The organism is Methylobacterium sp. ME121 (assembly GCF_000974725.1).
Classification (GTDB): domain Bacteria; phylum Pseudomonadota; class Alphaproteobacteria; order Rhizobiales; family Beijerinckiaceae; genus Methylobacterium; species Methylobacterium radiotolerans.
This window is the reverse complement of the sequence record NZ_BBUX01000044.1, coordinates 12,829-28,161: the sequence shown is the minus strand read 5'-3', so window position 1 is coordinate 28,161 and position 15,333 is coordinate 12,829. Positions and strand designations below refer to the sequence as shown.

At 71.8% G+C, this 15,333-nt stretch carries 17 protein-coding genes; 12 read left to right on the top strand and 5 right to left on the bottom strand.

The features are described from left to right. Positions 1-130: 130 nt before the first annotated feature. Positions 131-1,399: a 5-aminolevulinate synthase gene (gene hemA / locus ME121_RS22250; RefSeq protein ID WP_041372710.1), complete on the bottom strand. Its 1,269-nt coding sequence runs from the start codon at positions 1,397-1,399 to the stop codon at positions 131-133. A gap of 347 nt (positions 1,400-1,746) precedes the next feature. Here hemA and ME121_RS34055 point away from each other — a divergent pair, with 347 nt between their 5' ends. After that, positions 1,747-1,926: a hypothetical protein gene (locus tag ME121_RS34055; RefSeq protein WP_043074169.1), complete on the top strand. Its 180-nt coding sequence runs from the start codon at positions 1,747-1,749 to the stop codon at positions 1,924-1,926. 86 nt (positions 1,927-2,012) lie between these two features. After that, positions 2,013-3,302, top strand: a complete 1,290-nt coding sequence (gene murA / locus ME121_RS22245; RefSeq protein WP_012320447.1) for a UDP-N-acetylglucosamine 1-carboxyvinyltransferase — start codon at positions 2,013-2,015, stop codon at positions 3,300-3,302. A gap of 310 nt (positions 3,303-3,612) precedes the next feature. Here murA and ME121_RS22240 read toward each other — a convergent pair whose 3' ends face one another. Beyond that, complete coding sequence (locus ME121_RS22240) at positions 3,613-4,011, bottom strand: hypothetical protein (RefSeq protein ID WP_024829276.1); 399 nt, start codon at positions 4,009-4,011, stop codon at positions 3,613-3,615. 188 nt (positions 4,012-4,199) lie between these two features. On the opposite strand from ME121_RS22240, the gene ME121_RS22235 reads away from it, so the two are divergent. Genes ME121_RS22235 through ME121_RS22220 form a run of 4 tightly spaced genes read left to right on the top strand, consistent with a single transcriptional unit; the run spans position 4,200 to position 6,961 of the window. After that, positions 4,200-4,646 (top strand): DUF2948 family protein, encoded by a 447-nt coding sequence (locus tag ME121_RS22235; RefSeq protein WP_024829275.1) that lies wholly within the window; start codon positions 4,200-4,202, stop codon positions 4,644-4,646. A 21-nt stretch (positions 4,647-4,667) separates the two neighbouring features. Continuing rightward, complete coding sequence (gene hisD, locus ME121_RS22230) at positions 4,668-5,963, top strand: histidinol dehydrogenase (RefSeq protein WP_059409598.1); 1,296 nt, start codon at positions 4,668-4,670, stop codon at positions 5,961-5,963. Between the two features lie 10 nt (positions 5,964-5,973). Then, complete coding sequence (locus tag ME121_RS22225) at positions 5,974-6,456, top strand: UPF0262 family protein (protein ID WP_012320451.1); 483 nt, start codon at positions 5,974-5,976, stop codon at positions 6,454-6,456. A gap of 22 nt (positions 6,457-6,478) precedes the next feature. Beyond that, complete coding sequence (locus ME121_RS22220) at positions 6,479-6,961, top strand: arsenate-mycothiol transferase ArsC (protein ID WP_059409597.1); 483 nt, start codon at positions 6,479-6,481, stop codon at positions 6,959-6,961. Positions 6,962-7,057: 96 nt separating this feature from the next. Here the strand turns inward: ME121_RS22220 and ME121_RS22215 are convergent, their stop codons facing one another. Both ME121_RS22215 and ME121_RS22210 read right to left on the bottom strand, forming a co-directional pair. Beyond that, complete coding sequence (locus ME121_RS22215) at positions 7,058-7,384, bottom strand: hypothetical protein (protein ID WP_024829272.1); 327 nt, start codon at positions 7,382-7,384, stop codon at positions 7,058-7,060. Positions 7,385-7,487: 103 nt separating this feature from the next. After that, positions 7,488-8,150 carry a transglutaminase-like cysteine peptidase gene (locus tag ME121_RS22210; RefSeq protein ID WP_046154955.1) on the bottom strand — a complete coding sequence of 221 codons (663 nt, stop codon included), beginning with the start codon at positions 8,148-8,150 and terminating at the stop codon, positions 7,488-7,490. Positions 8,151-8,421: 271 nt separating this feature from the next. On the opposite strand from ME121_RS22210, the gene ME121_RS22205 reads away from it, so the two are divergent. The 5 genes from ME121_RS22205 (at position 8,422) to ME121_RS22185 (ending at position 14,266) form a co-directional block, all read left to right on the top strand. Continuing rightward, the gene (locus ME121_RS22205; protein ID WP_012320455.1) at positions 8,422-8,991 is read left to right on the top strand and encodes a c-type cytochrome, methanol metabolism-related; all 570 of its coding nucleotides are present in this window, start codon (positions 8,422-8,424) and stop codon (positions 8,989-8,991) included. A gap of 163 nt (positions 8,992-9,154) precedes the next feature. Further along, the gene (locus tag ME121_RS22200; RefSeq protein WP_245337852.1) at positions 9,155-10,357 is read left to right on the top strand and encodes an FIST signal transduction protein; all 1,203 of its coding nucleotides are present in this window, start codon (positions 9,155-9,157) and stop codon (positions 10,355-10,357) included. After that, positions 10,354-11,700 (top strand): ATP-binding response regulator, encoded by a 1,347-nt coding sequence (locus tag ME121_RS22195; RefSeq protein WP_012320457.1) that lies wholly within the window; start codon positions 10,354-10,356, stop codon positions 11,698-11,700. Before ME121_RS22200 ends, ME121_RS22195 begins: the two co-directional genes overlap by 4 nt. Before the next feature lie 272 nt (positions 11,701-11,972). After that, positions 11,973-13,400 carry an MFS transporter gene (locus ME121_RS22190; protein WP_012320458.1) on the top strand — a complete coding sequence of 476 codons (1,428 nt, stop codon included), beginning with the start codon at positions 11,973-11,975 and terminating at the stop codon, positions 13,398-13,400. Between the two features lie 68 nt (positions 13,401-13,468). Beyond that, complete coding sequence (locus tag ME121_RS22185; RefSeq protein ID WP_012320459.1) at positions 13,469-14,266, top strand: SDR family NAD(P)-dependent oxidoreductase; 798 nt, start codon at positions 13,469-13,471, stop codon at positions 14,264-14,266. Positions 14,267-14,595: 329 nt separating this feature from the next. Here the strand turns inward: ME121_RS22185 and ME121_RS22180 are convergent, their stop codons facing one another. After that, entirely contained in the window at positions 14,596-14,955 is a 360-nt protein-coding gene (locus tag ME121_RS22180; RefSeq protein WP_012320460.1) for an SWIB/MDM2 domain-containing protein, read from the bottom strand. Between the two features lie 243 nt (positions 14,956-15,198). Between ME121_RS22180 and ME121_RS34050 the strand changes: the two genes are divergently transcribed. After that, complete coding sequence (locus ME121_RS34050; RefSeq protein ID WP_266284939.1) at positions 15,199-15,321, top strand: hypothetical protein; 123 nt, start codon at positions 15,199-15,201, stop codon at positions 15,319-15,321. Positions 15,322-15,333 lie beyond the last annotated feature (12 nt).

The window sequence follows — 15,333 nt, the reverse complement described above, 5'->3', positions numbered from 1 at the left end:
CGTCTCCGCGAGCGGAGCGACGCAATCCAGGGCAGCAGGCCGTCGGTGAACGGGCCCCCCGGGTTGCTTCGCCCCCTTCGCGGAAGCGGGCGCCCGCAGCACCGCCTCTCGGGGAGAGGCGGCGCGGATCCTACTCCGCCGCCTCGACGAACACCGTGCCGGCGCGGGGCAGGTCCAGCGCCTCCCAGGTCTCCGTCAGCGCCGCAGCCAGGCGCTCGATATGCGCCGCGTCGTGGAAGGGCGACGGCGTGATCCGCAGGCGCTCGGTCCCGCGCGGCACCGTCGGGTAGTTGATCGGCTGGATGTAGATCGCGTGGTGCTCCAGAAGATGGTCGGCCGCCGCCTTGCACAGCTCGGCATCGCCCACCATCACCGGCACGATGTGCGTCTCCGTCTCCAGGACCGGCAGGCCCGCCGCGCGCAGCGCCGCCTTGGTGGCCGCCGCCTGGCGCTGGTGCGCCTCCCGCTCCGCGCCCGAGCGCTTGAGATACCGCACCGACGCCCGCGCCGCCGCCGCCACGGCAGGCGGCAGCGCCGTCGTGAAGATGAAGCCCGGCGCGAAACTGCGCACCGCGTCGCAGATCGCCGCCGAAGCCGTGATGTAGCCGCCCACGCAGCCGAAGCCCTTGGCCAGCGTCCCCTCGATCACGTCGACCCGGTGCATGACGCCGTCGCGCTCGGCGATGCCGCCGCCGCGCGGGCCGTAGAGGCCGACGGCGTGGACCTCGTCGAGGTAGGTCATCGCCCCGTAGCGGTCGGCGAGGTCGCAGATCTCGCCGATCGGCGCCACGTCGCCGTCCATCGAGTAGACCGACTCGAACACGATCAGCTTGGGCCGGTCGCCGGCCTCCCGGAGCAGCTCCTCCAGGTGCTGGAGATCGTTGTGGCGGAAGATCTTCTTCGCGCAGCCGGAATGGCGCACGCCCTCGATCATCGAGTTGTGGTTGAAGGCGTCCGACAGGATCAGGCAGTCGGGGATCAGCTTGGCGATGGTCGAGATGCCGGCCTGGTTCGAGACGTAGCCGGAGGTGAAGACGAGGCCGGCCTCCTTGCCGTGCAGGTCGGCGAGCTCGCGCTCCAGATCGACCAGCGGCGAGGTGTTGCCGGCGATGTTGCGGGTGCCGCCGGCGCCGACGCCGCAGCGGGCGGCGGTCTCGGTCATGGCCGCCACGACCTCCTTGTGCTGGCCCATGCCGAGGTAGTCGTTGGAGCACCACACCGTGATCTCGGTGGTCTTGCCCTCGGGCTGGCGCCACTTGGCCGTCGGGAAACGGCCCGAGATCCGCTCGATGTCGGCGAAGACCCGGTAGCGCCGCTCGCCGTGCAGCTGATCCAGGGCCCCGCGGAAGTAGCGCTCGTAGCCGGATCCGGCGCGCGTCGATCCCGCTTGGGCGAGCATCGTGCTGGGCATCCGGGTGACGGTCATCGAGCGTCCTTCGCGTGTTCGGCCGCGCGGGCGACACCGCCGAAGCGGCATCTCAGGCCCGCGATCGAGGTCCGGCCTCGGTCCAGTCCTTCGCGTGAGGGCCGCAAGATACGCGCGGATCTGGAACTGGTTCAAGGTAAGGTTCCGACATCGCAGCGTTGCATCCGTTGAGAGGCCCGCGTGAACCCGCTAGCGTCCGGCAGGATCTTCCGATCCGAATTTGGCTCCTGCCCCCTGCAACAGCTCATGTCACCATCCGCAGATGGCTCATCCGGCGGGGGTCGCTCCGCCCCGACCTTCCGGCGACCAAGGGTCGCGCCGTGACGGGCTCCAAGGATGAGCGCGCGGAGCGCCTCAAGGCCGCGCTGCGCCAGAACCTGCGCCGCCGCAAGGCGCAGGACCGCGGACGGGCCGAGGCGAGACCGTCACCGGGCGCGGACCAGTCCTGCACGCGCGAATCCGACGGAAGCGGTCCTGATTCCGACAAATCCGGTCTATAGGGCACGGCCAAGCCTGGGCGCTGCCGCGCCCGCGATCAGCACGGTCGGCCGCGCGTCCTCGCGGATGCGCCGCCCGAGGACACACGATGGACCGCATCCACATCACCGGCGGCGCGCCGCTCAACGGCGTGATCCCGATCTCGGGGGCCAAGAACGCGGCGCTGCCGCTGATGATCGCGAGCCTGCTGACCGGCGAGACGCTGGAGCTGATCAACGTGCCGCGGCTCGCCGACATCGCCGCGCTGACGCGGATCCTCGGCAATCACGGCGTGGACCACATGGTCGTGGGCAAGCGCCCCGGTCAGACCACCGAGACGGGCCAGACGATCCGGCTCACCGCCTCGAACGTCATCGACACCACGGCACCCTACGAGCTGGTCTCGACCATGCGGGCGAGCTTCTGGGTGGTCGCGCCGCTGCTCGCCCGGTTCGGCGAGGCCAAGGTGTCGCTGCCGGGCGGCTGCGCCATCGGCACCCGCCCGGTGGACCTGCTGATCATGGCGCTGGAGCGGCTCGGGGCCGAGATCGAGATCGACGCCGGCTACGTCGTCGCCAGGACCAAGAACGGGCTGCGCGGCGCCGAGATCGCCTTCCCGAAGGTGACGGTGGGCGGCACGCACGTGGCACTGATGGCCGCCGCCCTCGCCTACGGGACCACGGTGCTCGAGAACGCCGCCCGCGAGCCGGAGGTGGTCGACCTCGCGGAGTGTCTGAACAAGATGGGCGCCAAGATCCGCGGCGCCGGCACGCCGCGCATCGAGATCGAGGGCGTGGCCCGCCTGAACGGCGCCCGCCACGAGGTCCTGCCCGACCGGATCGAGACCGGCACCTACGCGATGGCAGTGGCGATGGCCGGCGGCGACGTCGTGCTCAAGGATACGCGGGCCGACCTGCTGCACTCGGCCCTCGACGTCTTGTCGACCACGGGCGCGGAGATCACCCAGGTCGAGGGCGGGATCCGCGTGCGCCGCAACGGCGGCGGCATCGCGGCGGTGGACATCACCACCGACCCGTTCCCGGGCTTCCCCACGGATCTCCAGGCGCAGTTCATGGCGCTGATGACGCTGGCCAAGGGCCAGTCGCACATCCGCGAGACCATCTTCGAGAACCGGTTCATGCACGTGCAGGAGCTGGCCCGCCTCGGCGCGAAGATCCGCCTCGAGGGCGATCTCGCCATCGTCGAGGGCGTGGACCGGCTGAAGGGCGCCCCCGTGATGGCGACCGATCTGCGCGCCTCGGTCTCCCTGGTCATCGCGGGCCTCGCCGCCGAGGGCGAGACCCAGATCAACCGGGTCTACCATCTCGACCGCGGCTTCGAGGCGCTGGAGGCCAAACTCGGCCGCTGCGGCGCGCAGATCGAGCGCGTCCGGGCCTGAACGGCAGCGCTCGGTCCGCACCGGCCGGGGCTGCGCGGCGCCTGCGGCGGCCGCAAGTCCGGCTCAGCACGGAGCCCCGGCGGCGCACCGACCGGGGCTGCGCGGCCTTCGTGAGCGCCGGCGACCGCCCACGAAGCCCGGGCATGGACCACGACCTGCTCGGCGCGGTCGCCCGCGCCGCGAAGGGCGTACCGCCGCTCCTACCCGCCCCGGCAATGCGGCGCGGGGCTGCCGCGGTCCCGCCGCGCGCGGCGTCCGAACGCGGCCGTGGCCGCCCATCGCCGTCGATCGCGTCCGACGGCCGTCGGGCTCAATCCTCGATCTGCCCGCGCTTGTAGCCGAAGCCGGGAATATCGCAGCCGCAGGGCGCATCGGGAGGGGCCGGGCGCACCGTGCAGGTGCCGCGGGCCGTCACGCAGACGCTGTCGTCCCACCGGCGTCCGAAATCGCCGCGCCAGCGCGGGCCGCGCCTGTCATACGCATCGTCGAGTGGCGGCGGCGGGGGTGGACGCCAGCCATACCCGTCATCAGCCGGCGGAGGCGGCGGGCGCCCGCCGGGCGGCGGCGGTGCGTAGTCATCCCGATCCGGCGCCGGGCGGCCGTAGATGTAGGGCCGCGCGTCCGGGCCGACCTGCGCGGAGGCGGATCCGACCGCCAGCAGCCCGATGGTCAGCACCGCCAGAACCGCGCGCTCGGTGAGTGCGGCCATATGAGACCCTGCCTCGGCTCGTCCGCCAGCGCGTCTAAACGGCGACGCTGGGCCGAGCCTGTGCTCGACCGGGATCGCGATCCCCAGACCAGCCGTTGCCCGATCGGGGCCGCGCCGCTACCTACGCCGTGCCGCGGACCGGCCCGCGCCGCCCGATCCGCGCCCCGTATCCCCCGAGGACCTTCTGCATGGAGCTGCTCAGGCTCGCCGCCCTCGACACCGAGGACCTGACCGTGATCTCGGCCCATCTGCAGGACGCGATCCTGCGGCCGCAGGACCTGACCTACCTCGCGGGCGAGCAGCGCTTCCTCATGGCCGTGCGCCGCTTCGACTGGACGCCGAACGTCCCGCCGCGCCGCCGCCTCGCCGGCCTGCATGTCGAGCGCGTGCTGGGCGTGAAGAGTCGCGGCCTGAAGCCGGACGACGCCACGCCCATGAGCCTGCTCGCCCTCACCTTCGAGCCGACGGACGCGCCTTCCGGGCATATCGACCTCGTCTTCTCCGGCGGTGCGGCCCTGCGGCTGGAGGTCGAGTGCATCGAGGTCCGGATGAAGGATCTCGGCCCGGTCTGGGAATCGGCCACCCGTCCCGGACACGACATCGACACCGATACGGCCGCCGGCCCGGCGGCCTGACGCGAGACAGAAGGCTTCCCGATGGTCCGGCTCGACAGCAGCGATCCGAATTTTGCCGCCGCCTTCGCGCACCTCCTGACGGTGAAGCGCGAGATCGCCGAGGACGTGGACGAGGCCGTGCGCGGCATCATCGCCGACGTCGTCGCCCGGGGCGACGACGCGCTGGTCGATTTCACCCGGCGCTTCGACCGGCTCGGCGCCGATTTCTCGGCGGCGCAGCTGCGGGTCACGGACGCGGAGATGGCCGCGGCCGTCGCGGCCTGCCCGCCGGATGCCCTGGAGGCGCTGCGCCTCGCCGCCGAGCGGATCGAGAGCTTCCACCGGGCCCAGCGGCCCGAAGATCACCGGGCCACGGACGCCCTCGGCGTCACGGCCGGATGGCGCTGGACCGCGCTGGAATCGGTCGGCCTCTACGTACCGGGCGGCACCGCGAGCTATCCCTCCTCGGTGCTGATGAACGCGCTGCCGGCCCGCGTCGCGGGCGTGCCGCGGCTCGTCATGGTGGTGCCCACACCGGACGGCCAGATGAACCCGCTGGTCCTGGCCGCCGCGCAGCTCGCCGGCGTCCACGAGGTCTACCGGGTGGGCGGTGCCCAGGCGGTCGCGGCCCTCGCCTACGGGACCGCCACCATCGCCCCCGTGGCCAAGGTCGTCGGACCGGGCAATGCCTGGGTGGCGGCGGCCAAGCGCCGGGTCTTCGGCCAGGTCGGGATCGACATGATCGCCGGCCCCTCCGAGGTGCTGATCCTGGCGGACGGCCACGCCAACCCCGACTGGATCGCCGCCGACCTGCTGGCCCAGGCCGAGCACGACGTGGCCGCCCAGGCGATCCTGATCACCGACAGCGCCGAACTCGCCGGGGCCGTCGAGGAGGCGGTCGAGCGCGCGCTGACCACCCTGCCCCGCCAGGAGATCGCCCGGGCGAGCTGGCGCGATTACGGCGCGATCATCCGGGTCCGCACCTTCGACGAGGCCGTGCCGCTGGTGGACCGCCTCGCACCCGAGCACCTGGAGATCGAGACGCAGGACGCGGAGGCGCTCGCCGCCAAGGTGCGCAATGCCGGCGCGATCTTCCTCGGCTCGCACACGCCGGAGGCGATCGGCGACTATGTCGGCGGCCCCAACCACGTCCTGCCGACGGCCCGCTCGGCCCGGTTCTCGTCCGGGCTGGGCGTGCTCGACTTCATGAAGCGGACGACGATCCTCGCCTGCACGCCGGAGAGCTTGCGGGCGCTCGGCCCGGCGGCGATAAACCTCGGCCGGTCCGAGGGCCTGGAGGGGCATGCCCGCTCCGTCGCGATCCGGTTGAACCTGTGAGGTTTTGGGGATGGCGGAGAAGCAGCGCGGGCCGAACCGCCTCGCGAAGGTGAGCCTGGACGAGGCGTCCATCGCCCGCGGCAATCCGGATCAGGAGCACGAGCGGGCGATCGCGCTGTTCGACATCCTGGAGGACAATTCCTTCACGATCCCCGGTCGGGAGGGGCCCTACGCGCTGACGCTCGGCCTCGTCGAGAACAAGCTGTCCTTCGCCATCGCCACGGTGGACGGTGAGCCGGTGATGACGCACCTCCTGTCGCTGACGCCGTTCCGGCGGGTGATCCGCGACTACGAGATGATCTGCGAGAGCTACTACAACGCGATCCGCACCGCCTCGCCGTCGCAGATCGAGGCGATCGACATGGGTCGGCGCGGACTGCACAACGAGGCGTCCGAGACGCTCAAGCAGCGGCTTGAGGGGAAGGTGGACCTCGACCACGACACGGCGCGCCGCCTGTTCACCCTGATCTTCGCGCTGCACTGGAAGGGCTAGGCGCCCTCCGCGCCGACCGGCGATGGCTGAGCCCGCTCCCGAGCCTCCTCCCGACGCTTCCCCGAAGAAGCGGCGGGTGCAGTCCGTCCTGTTCATGTGCAACTACAACGCCGTGCGCTCCGTGGCGGCGGACGCGATCGCGCGCGCTTATTTCGGCAAGTCCACCTACGTGCAGTCGGCCGGGGTACGATCCGGCGAGCCCACCGACCCGTTCATGATCGCGGCGCTCGACGAGGTCGGGATCGACGCGAGCCGGCACCGGCCGCGCACCGTGGAGGAACTCGAGGACTGGGAGGGTCTGAACTTCGACCTGATCATCACCCTCGCGCCGGAGGCGCATCACCGGGCCCTGGACCTGACCCACACGCTCGCGGCCGATGTCGAGTACTGGCCGACCCCCGACCCGACCCTGGTGCAGGACGCGTCCCGCGAGCAGCGCCTCGACGCCTACCGCGACGTCCGCGACGGCCTGACCCGGCGGATCAAGGCCCGGCTCAAAGCCTAGGCGGGCGGCCTCTCGCCCCGGCACCCTGCCAGTGCCGTGCGGCGGATCGTTGCTGCCGCGACCCGGAACGTCGCGCGGCCCGGGGGGCCGCTGGGTTCAGCCGCGATCGCCCACCAGCCAAGCCCGGATCCGGCCGGCGAGGAGCGGCCGGGCGCGGACGACGTCGTCGCCGTCGAGGAGCGGCGAGGCTGCGAGGGTCGCGAGATAGGCGTCCTCGGCGGTCCGGCAGGCCCGGAAGGCGGCGTCGGCGGCGAGATCCCGGTCGGTCAGCGCGGCCTGGATGTGAAAGTTGCGGCTGACGCAGTCGCGCCACGCGGCGTGGCGGAGTTCGGTCTCGCTCGCGGCCCGCGCGGTGCCGCAGGCGGCGGCGACGAGGACGGCCGCGAGAAGCGGGACCGGCGTCACGTTGCGGGCTCGCGGCATCGTTCAGGCACTCCGTCACCCGACAGAGTGGCGCCGCACGGTTAGCAATCCGTTAAGGCGCGGCGCCGGCGGCCTGGGTTCCACCGCCGGCCGCGTGCCTTGCTCACCGGTTGGCGGTGGTGACCGGGGAGGTGACGCCGCCGAGGGAGACCCAGGCGACGGCGTCCTGGCTCTCGCGCTTGATGAAGACGTAGCCGGTCTTGTGCCAGGGCAGGATGGCGTTGGTCTTGTTGTCGAGGACGAGGTCGCCCCGGTCGGTGATGAGTGTCAGCACGGCGTGGCCCTCGCCCTTCTCGTCGATCACCACGGTCATGCGCATCGCGCGGCGCGGCAGCCCGGCCTCGGCCAGCATGTGGCGCTTGAGCAGCTGGAAGTCCTCGCAGTCGCCGATGCCGTCCTCGGCCAGGTCCCAGCGGTCGGCCACGTGCAGGTGGTCCTGGTCGGTCATCGGCTCGACCGCCTTGTTGACCCGCCGGTTCACCGACACGATCGTCGCCCAGGTGGCGGGCGTCAGGCTGATCCGGGCCGGCTCGCCCCGGTCCAGCGCGCACTCCGCCGCGTAGGTCTGGCAGAACGTCACCCAGGCCGCGATCGGCTTGGCGTCGCCCTGCACCCGGGCACCGGCCTCGGTCGGCAGGCTCGCCAGCGTCTGCGCCTGAGCCGGGGCGGCGAGACCCGCGACGCCGATGGCGGCGAGGGCAGCGAGGCCCGCCCAGCGGCTCCGGGAGAGCCGACGCGAGGCGGGTCCCTTGACCAGTCCCTGCATCATGGAAACCGCGAACCGCATCGCCGGGACCCAACCGTTAAGCTCTCGTTAACGAAAGCTCTCACGCCGGCGGGCCGGCGGCAATCCGCCGATTAACAAAAGGTTAATGCTGTGCGCAACGCGGATAAGCGCCCCCTCGTCCACTCATCGCGGCGCTCACCGGCCAAGCGCGAAAACGTGAAGGTGTGCCAAGGTGTTCTCGACCGAGATCCGCCGTTATCCCGGCGCCGCGCCACCGAGAACACGCCTGTGGGCGGCGGGAGGAAGACGGATGCGGAGCGTTGCAGACAGACTCGCCAGCCTGGTCCTGGCCGGGCTCGCAGCAGGGACCCTGGGGATGCTGCCGGCGTCCGCCGCGGCTCCGACGGCCGCTCCGCCCGCGGCCGACCTGAAGAGCGAGGGGCCGACGCAGCCGGCGAAAGTTCAGGACGGCCAGTACACCGACAAGAACGGCGACCCGACGTACCACATCACGGAGGGCGGCAAGAAGGTCGACTGGTACACCATGTCCGGCTACGTGCGGTACAGCGCGAACTGCCTGGCCTGCCACGGGCCAGACGGGATGGGCTCGACCTACGCGCCGTCCCTGGTCGACGCTCTCAAGGGCATGGACTACGCGCACTTCGCCGGCATCGTCGTGGGCGGCAAGCGGGATGTGAACGCCTCGCAGGAGCTGGTCATGCCAGCCTTCGGCGAGAACAAGAACGTCATGTGCTACCTGCCCGACATATACACTTATCTCCGCGCCCGCTCGGACGGCGCGATCGGCCGCGGCCGGCCGGCGGACCACGAGGCCAAGCCCGCGGCCTTCGAGAAGGCCGAGGATGCCTGCATGAAGTGAGCGCCACTCCCCGGTCCGGCCTTGCCTGTGAACCGGACCGGGGGCAACACGCCCCGTTGCACCGCTCGGTTGCGCACGACATACTCCGCGCAAGACGCTGAAGAGCGGGCACCAAGCCTGCCGAGGGGGTCGCAGGGGGTGGAACGTGGCTCAAGGATCGGGAGTGCGCCGCCATCTGTGCGGCATCTGGACGGCCTGGACGGACGCGGCCGCGGCCGCCGACGCGGCCGCGGAGGTCGCGCTCGCGGTCGGTGACAGCGCCCTGTCGCAGGTCGTCGCGTTCTTCTCCGCCGATTACGACGCCGAGATCCTGGCCCGCGCGCTGGAGGCCCGGTTCCCCGGCGTGCCGGTGGCCGGCTGCTCGATGTCGGGCGGCATCGCCCCGGCCGGCGGCCTCGACCGCGGGCTCGTCGTCATCGCGTTCCCGGCCGAGCGTTTCCGGATCGTCTCGACCGTCCTCGACGCCATCGACCACCTCGACGTGGAGCGGACCGCCTCGGCGGTCCGGGCGCTGCGCCGGACCCTCGACCCGCTGGACCGGTGCCGCGATGTCGACGCGGCCGCCACGGGCCACCGCTTCGCCCTGTCGCTGATCGACGGGCTCGCCAATGCCGAGGAGACGGTGGTCTCGGCGATCGCCTGGGCGCTCGACGGCATCCCGATCGTCGGCGGCTCGGCCGGCGACGACCTGCGCTTCCGCGACGCCGTCATGCTGCACGGCGGGAAGATCCACCGCAAGGCGGCGGTCCTGGTGCTCGTCGAGACCGACTTCTCGGTGGAGATCTTCAAGAGCGACAACTTCGAGCCGACGCGGACCAAGTTCGTGGTCACCGCCTCGGACGGCGAGCGCCGCACCGTGCACGAGCTCAACGCGGAGCCGGCGGCCCGGGAATACGCGATGGCGATCGGCCTCGACCCCGAGGGCCTGTCGCCGATGAGCTTCGCCGCCTACCCGCTCGCCGTGAAGGTCGGCGGCGAGTATTTCTGCCGCTCGATCCGGCGGATGAACGAGGACGGCTCGCTCAGCTTCTTCTGCGCGGTGGACGAGGGCGTGGTGCTGACCCTCGCCGAGCCGCGCGACATCGTCGCCTCGACCCGGGCGGAGCTGGCCCGCCTCGACGCCGTGCTCGGCGGCGTCGACCTGATCATCGGCTTCGAGTGCGTGCTCCGCCGCCTCGACGCCGAGAGCCGGCAGGTGCGCCACGGGATCGCCGACCTCTACCGCCGCTACAACGTCGTCGGCTTCGAGACCTTCGGCGAGCAGTACCGGGCGATGCACCTGAACCAGACCTTCACGGGCATCGCCATCGGCAAGACCCTCGCCGCGGGCGCGCCGGCCGCGGCCGCCGCCCCGGTCGCGTCGTGACCCTGCACCCGAACGGCCTCGAGACCGACGCGTCCCTGCACCGGCGGATCGAGAAGCTCGAGCGCATCAACGCCGCGCTGATGTCCCATGTCGAGCGCTCCATGGATCAGCGGGGCAGCGCCTACTCGCTGTTCCAGACGGCGATCATGCTCGAGGGCCGGGTCCGCACCCGCACCGAGGAGCTGACCGGGCTCATGCACCGGCTGGAGCGCTCCAACGAGGCGCTGGCCGCGGCCAAGGAGGAGGCCGAGACCGCCAACCGCTCGAAGACGCGGTTCCTGGCGGCGGCGAGCCACGACCTGCTGCAGCCGGTCAATGCCGCCCGCCTGTCGATCTCGGCGCTCGCCGACCTCGAGGTCCCGCCGGAAGCGCGCGCCATCGCCGGACAGGTGGAGCGGGGCCTGCAGACCATCGAGGACCTGATCAAGACGCTGCTCGACATCTCGAAACTCGATGCCGGGGTCGTTCGACCGCAGGTCCAGCCCGTCTTCCTGCCCGACCTGCTGGCGGAGCTCGCGGAGAGCTTCAAACCCTTCGCGCAGCGCAAGGGTCTGCGCCTGTCGGTGCACTGTCCGGAGGTCACCGTCACCAGCGACGTGGTGCTCCTGCAGCGGATCCTCCAGAACCTCGTCTCCAACGCCGTCCGGTACACCCGCACCGGCGGGATCGTCCTGGCGGCCCGGCGCCGGTCCGGCGCTGTCCGGATCGAAGTGACCGACACGGGCTGCGGCATCGCCGCCGAGGAATGCGACCTCGTCTTCGACGAGTTCTTCCGGGGCGGCGACCGGACCGGCAGCGGCGAGGAGCCGGGCCTCGGCCTCGGCCTGTCGATCGTCCGCCGCATGGCCCTGGCCCTCGACCATCCCCTGCGGCTGCGCTCCCGGGTCGGCCACGGCACCCGGGTCGCGCTGACGCTGCCCCTGAGCGCGGTCCCGGCCGCGGCCGCGCCGCCCGCCCCGGTGGCGACCCGGCTTTCGGGAGCGCACGTCCTCGTCGTGGAGAACGACGCCTCGACGGCCGACGCCCTCGCGCGCCTCCTCCAGAACTGGGATGCCCGGGTCTCGACCTTCCGCGACCTCGCGGGGGTGAAGGCCTCCGTCGAGGCGGGCGCCGGGGCGCCGGACATCCTGGTGCTCGACTATCATCTCGACGAGGGCGCCTGCGGCCTCGACGTGGCCGCCTATCTCCGCGCGCTGCGGGCCGAGCCGCTCCCGGTCATCGTCACCACCGCCGACCATTCCAGCGCGGTCGAGGATCGCGTCACAGCCGCCGGAGCGGAACTCGTGCACAAGCCGATCAAGCCGGCCCAGCTCCGCTCCCTGCTGACCTACATGCTGGCTTGATCCCGGTCGGGACCCGCGACGCTCCGGGTCGCGCCCGGCGCGCGCCGCGCGCTCCCGAACCGATCGCGCGCCCGGGCCGCGCGGCGTGCTGCCGACGGCGGGCCGATCCGGCGCGAACGAACCCGCCCGCGCCGTGACATAGGACACACGGCGCCCCTCGACGGGACCGACCGCCTGCGCGACAGGGAGCAGCATCCGCCTCGCGTCCCGCGTCCGGATTTCCCAGCCATCGACGTCACGGACCCGCCGGGACGCCGCAGGAGCGCGCACCCATGGCGCAGGTCCCGCACGGTCCGACAGGCGGCGCGCCGGGCAGCCCCCAGCCGCCCCCGCAGGCGCCCGTCCAGGACGGCCTGCCGCCCCGCGAGCGCGTCCTCGCCATGGCGGCGATCGGGCTTGCCATGACCATGGCGGTCCTCGACGGGGCCATCGTCAACGTGGCGCTGCCCGTCATGGCGAAGGACCTCTCGGTCAGGCCGGCCGACGCGATCTTCGTGGTCAACGCCTATCAGGTCGCCGTCACGGCGAGCCTCCTGCCCTTCGCGGCCCTCGGCGACATCTTCGGCTTCCGGAAGGTCTACCTGCCGGGGCTCGCGGTGTTCGTCGCCGCCTCCCTCGCCTGCGCGGTCGCGCCGAACCTGCCGCTCCTGATCGCGGCCCGCATCGTCCAGGGTCTCGGGGGCGCGGCGATCATGAGCGTCAACATCGGCTTCGTGCGCTTCATCTACCCGCACCGGATGATCGGCCAGGGGGTCGCCAACGTCGCGCTCGTGGTGGCGGTCGCCTCGGCCGCCGGCCCGACCGTGGCCGCGGCGATCCTGTCGGTGGCGACCTGGCCCTGGCTGTTCCTCGTGAACATCCCCGTGGGCCTCCTGGCCCTGACGGTGGCGTCCCGGACCCTGCCGGTCACACCGGCGAGCGGCCGGCCGTTCGATCTCGTGAGCGCGGTGCTCAACGCCCTGACCTTCGGCCTGCTGATCATCGGGATCGACGGCCTCGGCGATCCGGAAGCCCGGGGCGTCGCCATCGTCGAACTCGCGGCCGCCCTGGTGGTCGGCGCGGTGTTCGTCCGGCGTCAGATCCGGCTGCCCGCACCGCTCCTGCCGGTCGACCTGCTGCGGATCCCCGCCTTCGCCCTGTCGATGGCGACGTCGGTCGCCTCGTTCTGCGCCCAGATGGTCTCCTACGTGGCGCTGCCCTTCTACTTCCAGGACGTGCTGCACCTCTCCAGCACCCAGACGGGCTTCCTGCTCACCCCCTGGCCGATCGCGGTCGCCGCGATGGCGCCGATCTCCGGCCGCCTCGCGGACCGCTACCCGCCCGGCATCCTCGGCGGCATCGGACTGGCCATGATGGCCGCCGGGCTCGTCAGCGTGACCCTCCTGCCCGCGGTGCCCGCCATCCTCGACATCGTCTGGCGGCTGACCCTGTGCGGCCTCGGCTTCGGCCTGTTCCAGTCGCCCAACAACAAGGTCATCGTCACCTCGGCACCGCGCGAGCGGGCCGGCGGGGCGAGCGGGATGCAGTCGACGGCGCGGCTCACCGGGCAGTCGCTCGGCGCGGCCCTGGTGGCGGTGATCTTCGGCCTGACCCACGGGCTCGGGGCCGAGCGGGCCGTGACCATCTCGCTGTCCTGCGCGGTGGCGCTCTCGGTGATCGGCGGCTGCGCCAGCGTCCTGCGGCGGAGTCGGAGCGGCTAGACCGGTCCCGTATGCCACCGCGGGCACCGGACCGCGTTGACGGAACGAGTCACGTGCTGGAGCGTCCCATGGATCTCGATCTCACCGGCCGGAAGGCGCTGGTCACCGGCTCGACCGGCGGTATCGGCTACGCCATCGCCAAGGAACTCTGCGATCTCGGCGCCGAGGTCGGCATCAACGGCCGCACGCCCGAGCGCGTCGAGGCAGCGCTGGCGAAGCTGCGGGGCGAGGCCAGGGCCGGCCGGGCCTTCGCGGCGCCGGGTGATGTCGCGACCGCGGACGGCGTGTCCGCGCTCGTCCAGGCGCTGCCGGCCGTGGACATCCTGGTCAACAACACCGGGATCTTCGAGCCGAAACCGTTCTTCGAGATCCCGGATGCCGACTGGCAGCGCTTCTTCGACGTCAACGTGATGAGCGGCGTGCGCCTGTCCCGGGCCTACACGCCCGGCATGGCGGAGCGGGGCTGGGGCCGGGTGATCTTCATCTCCAGCGAGTCCGGCATCAACACGCCGACCGAGATGGTCCATTACGGGATGACCAAGACCGCGCAGCTCGCGATCTCCCGCGGGCTCGCCCAGACGGTGGCCGGGAGCGGCGTGACGGTCAACAGCGTCCTGCCCGGCCCGACCCTGTCGGAAGGTGTCGCCGAGTTCATGAAGCAGATGGCCGGAGGCGCGGCCGATGCCGACCTCGAAGCCATGGGCCGCAAGTTCGTGGCGGAGCACCGGCCCTCCTCGCTGATCCAGCGCCTCGCGCGGGTGGAGGAGGTGGCGAACCTCGTTGCCTACCTCTGCAGCCCGGCCGCGAGCGCCACCACCGGCGCGGCTCTGCGGGTCGATGGCGGTGTCCTGCAGGGCCTCGCCTAGGATCGGGCAGCACCTGGCATCGGGAGCAGGCTCGGCGCGGACGCGCCCGGCCGGTCGCCGGACGACCGGCCCTGTCCGCGACCCTGCGGGCGCGGGACGGCTTTGCCTCGGCGGGAGCGCGCAGGGAAGCCCCGGATCCAGACCCGTGGGACGCGTCCGGCTCAGCGGATGGCCCGAGACCTCCGGGACGGCCGGTGACTCCGGATACCGGGCTCTCGCCCGCGGCGCGCCGCACCATGTCGGCCGGTCTTCCGGCCCGACTGGCGCGTCACGGAGGCGCCTAGAGCCGTCGGCCCGGACGAGACGCCGGACTGGGCTCTAGGTCGTGATCAGGCCTTCAGGTGGGCGGCGAGGTGCTTGTTCATCTCGAACATGGAGCACTTGTCCTTGCCGAAGACCTTCTTGAGCTTGTCGTCGGCGACGATCTCGCGCTTGTTCTGCGGGTTCTGAAGGTTGTTCTTCTTGATGTAATCCCAAACCTTGCTGACCACCTCGCCGCGGGGCAGCGGGCTGGTGCCGACGATGGCGCCGAGCTCGGCCGACGGCTTCAGCGGCTGCTGCAGAGCGTTGGGCTTCGTGCCGGCCGACTTGGCGGCAGCCGGCTTCGCAGCCTTCGCCGGGGCGGCCTTCTCCGCAGTCTTGGTGGTCTTGGCCGCCTTCGGCGCAGCCTTCTCGGTCTTTGTGGCCATAAACTTCCTCCGGTTCTCGGGCCGCAGGCCGGGGCATGATCGCCCCACGGCCGAGCCAGCATAGCAGCAACTAAGCGGTGCCGCCGCCGTTCCAAGGGGAAATTGCCTTTGAAGCACGCTCATCCACAAGGCACGCACGGGAATCCCCCGTGGGATCGCCCGATCGATGCCGTCGTGAAGATTATTCGGCCAGATGCCGGGTGCGAAACCTGCTCTTAACAATCCTGCGCGCGAAGTACAGGCATGTTCGCCCCGGCCCTCACGCTCGCGCTTCTGCTCGCCACCGGACTGGTCACGGGTCTCGGCCTGGTGATCCGCGCGGAGACGACGGCCTCCGGCGTCGCACCGGTCCGCGGACTGATCTGAGCGCGCCGGGAT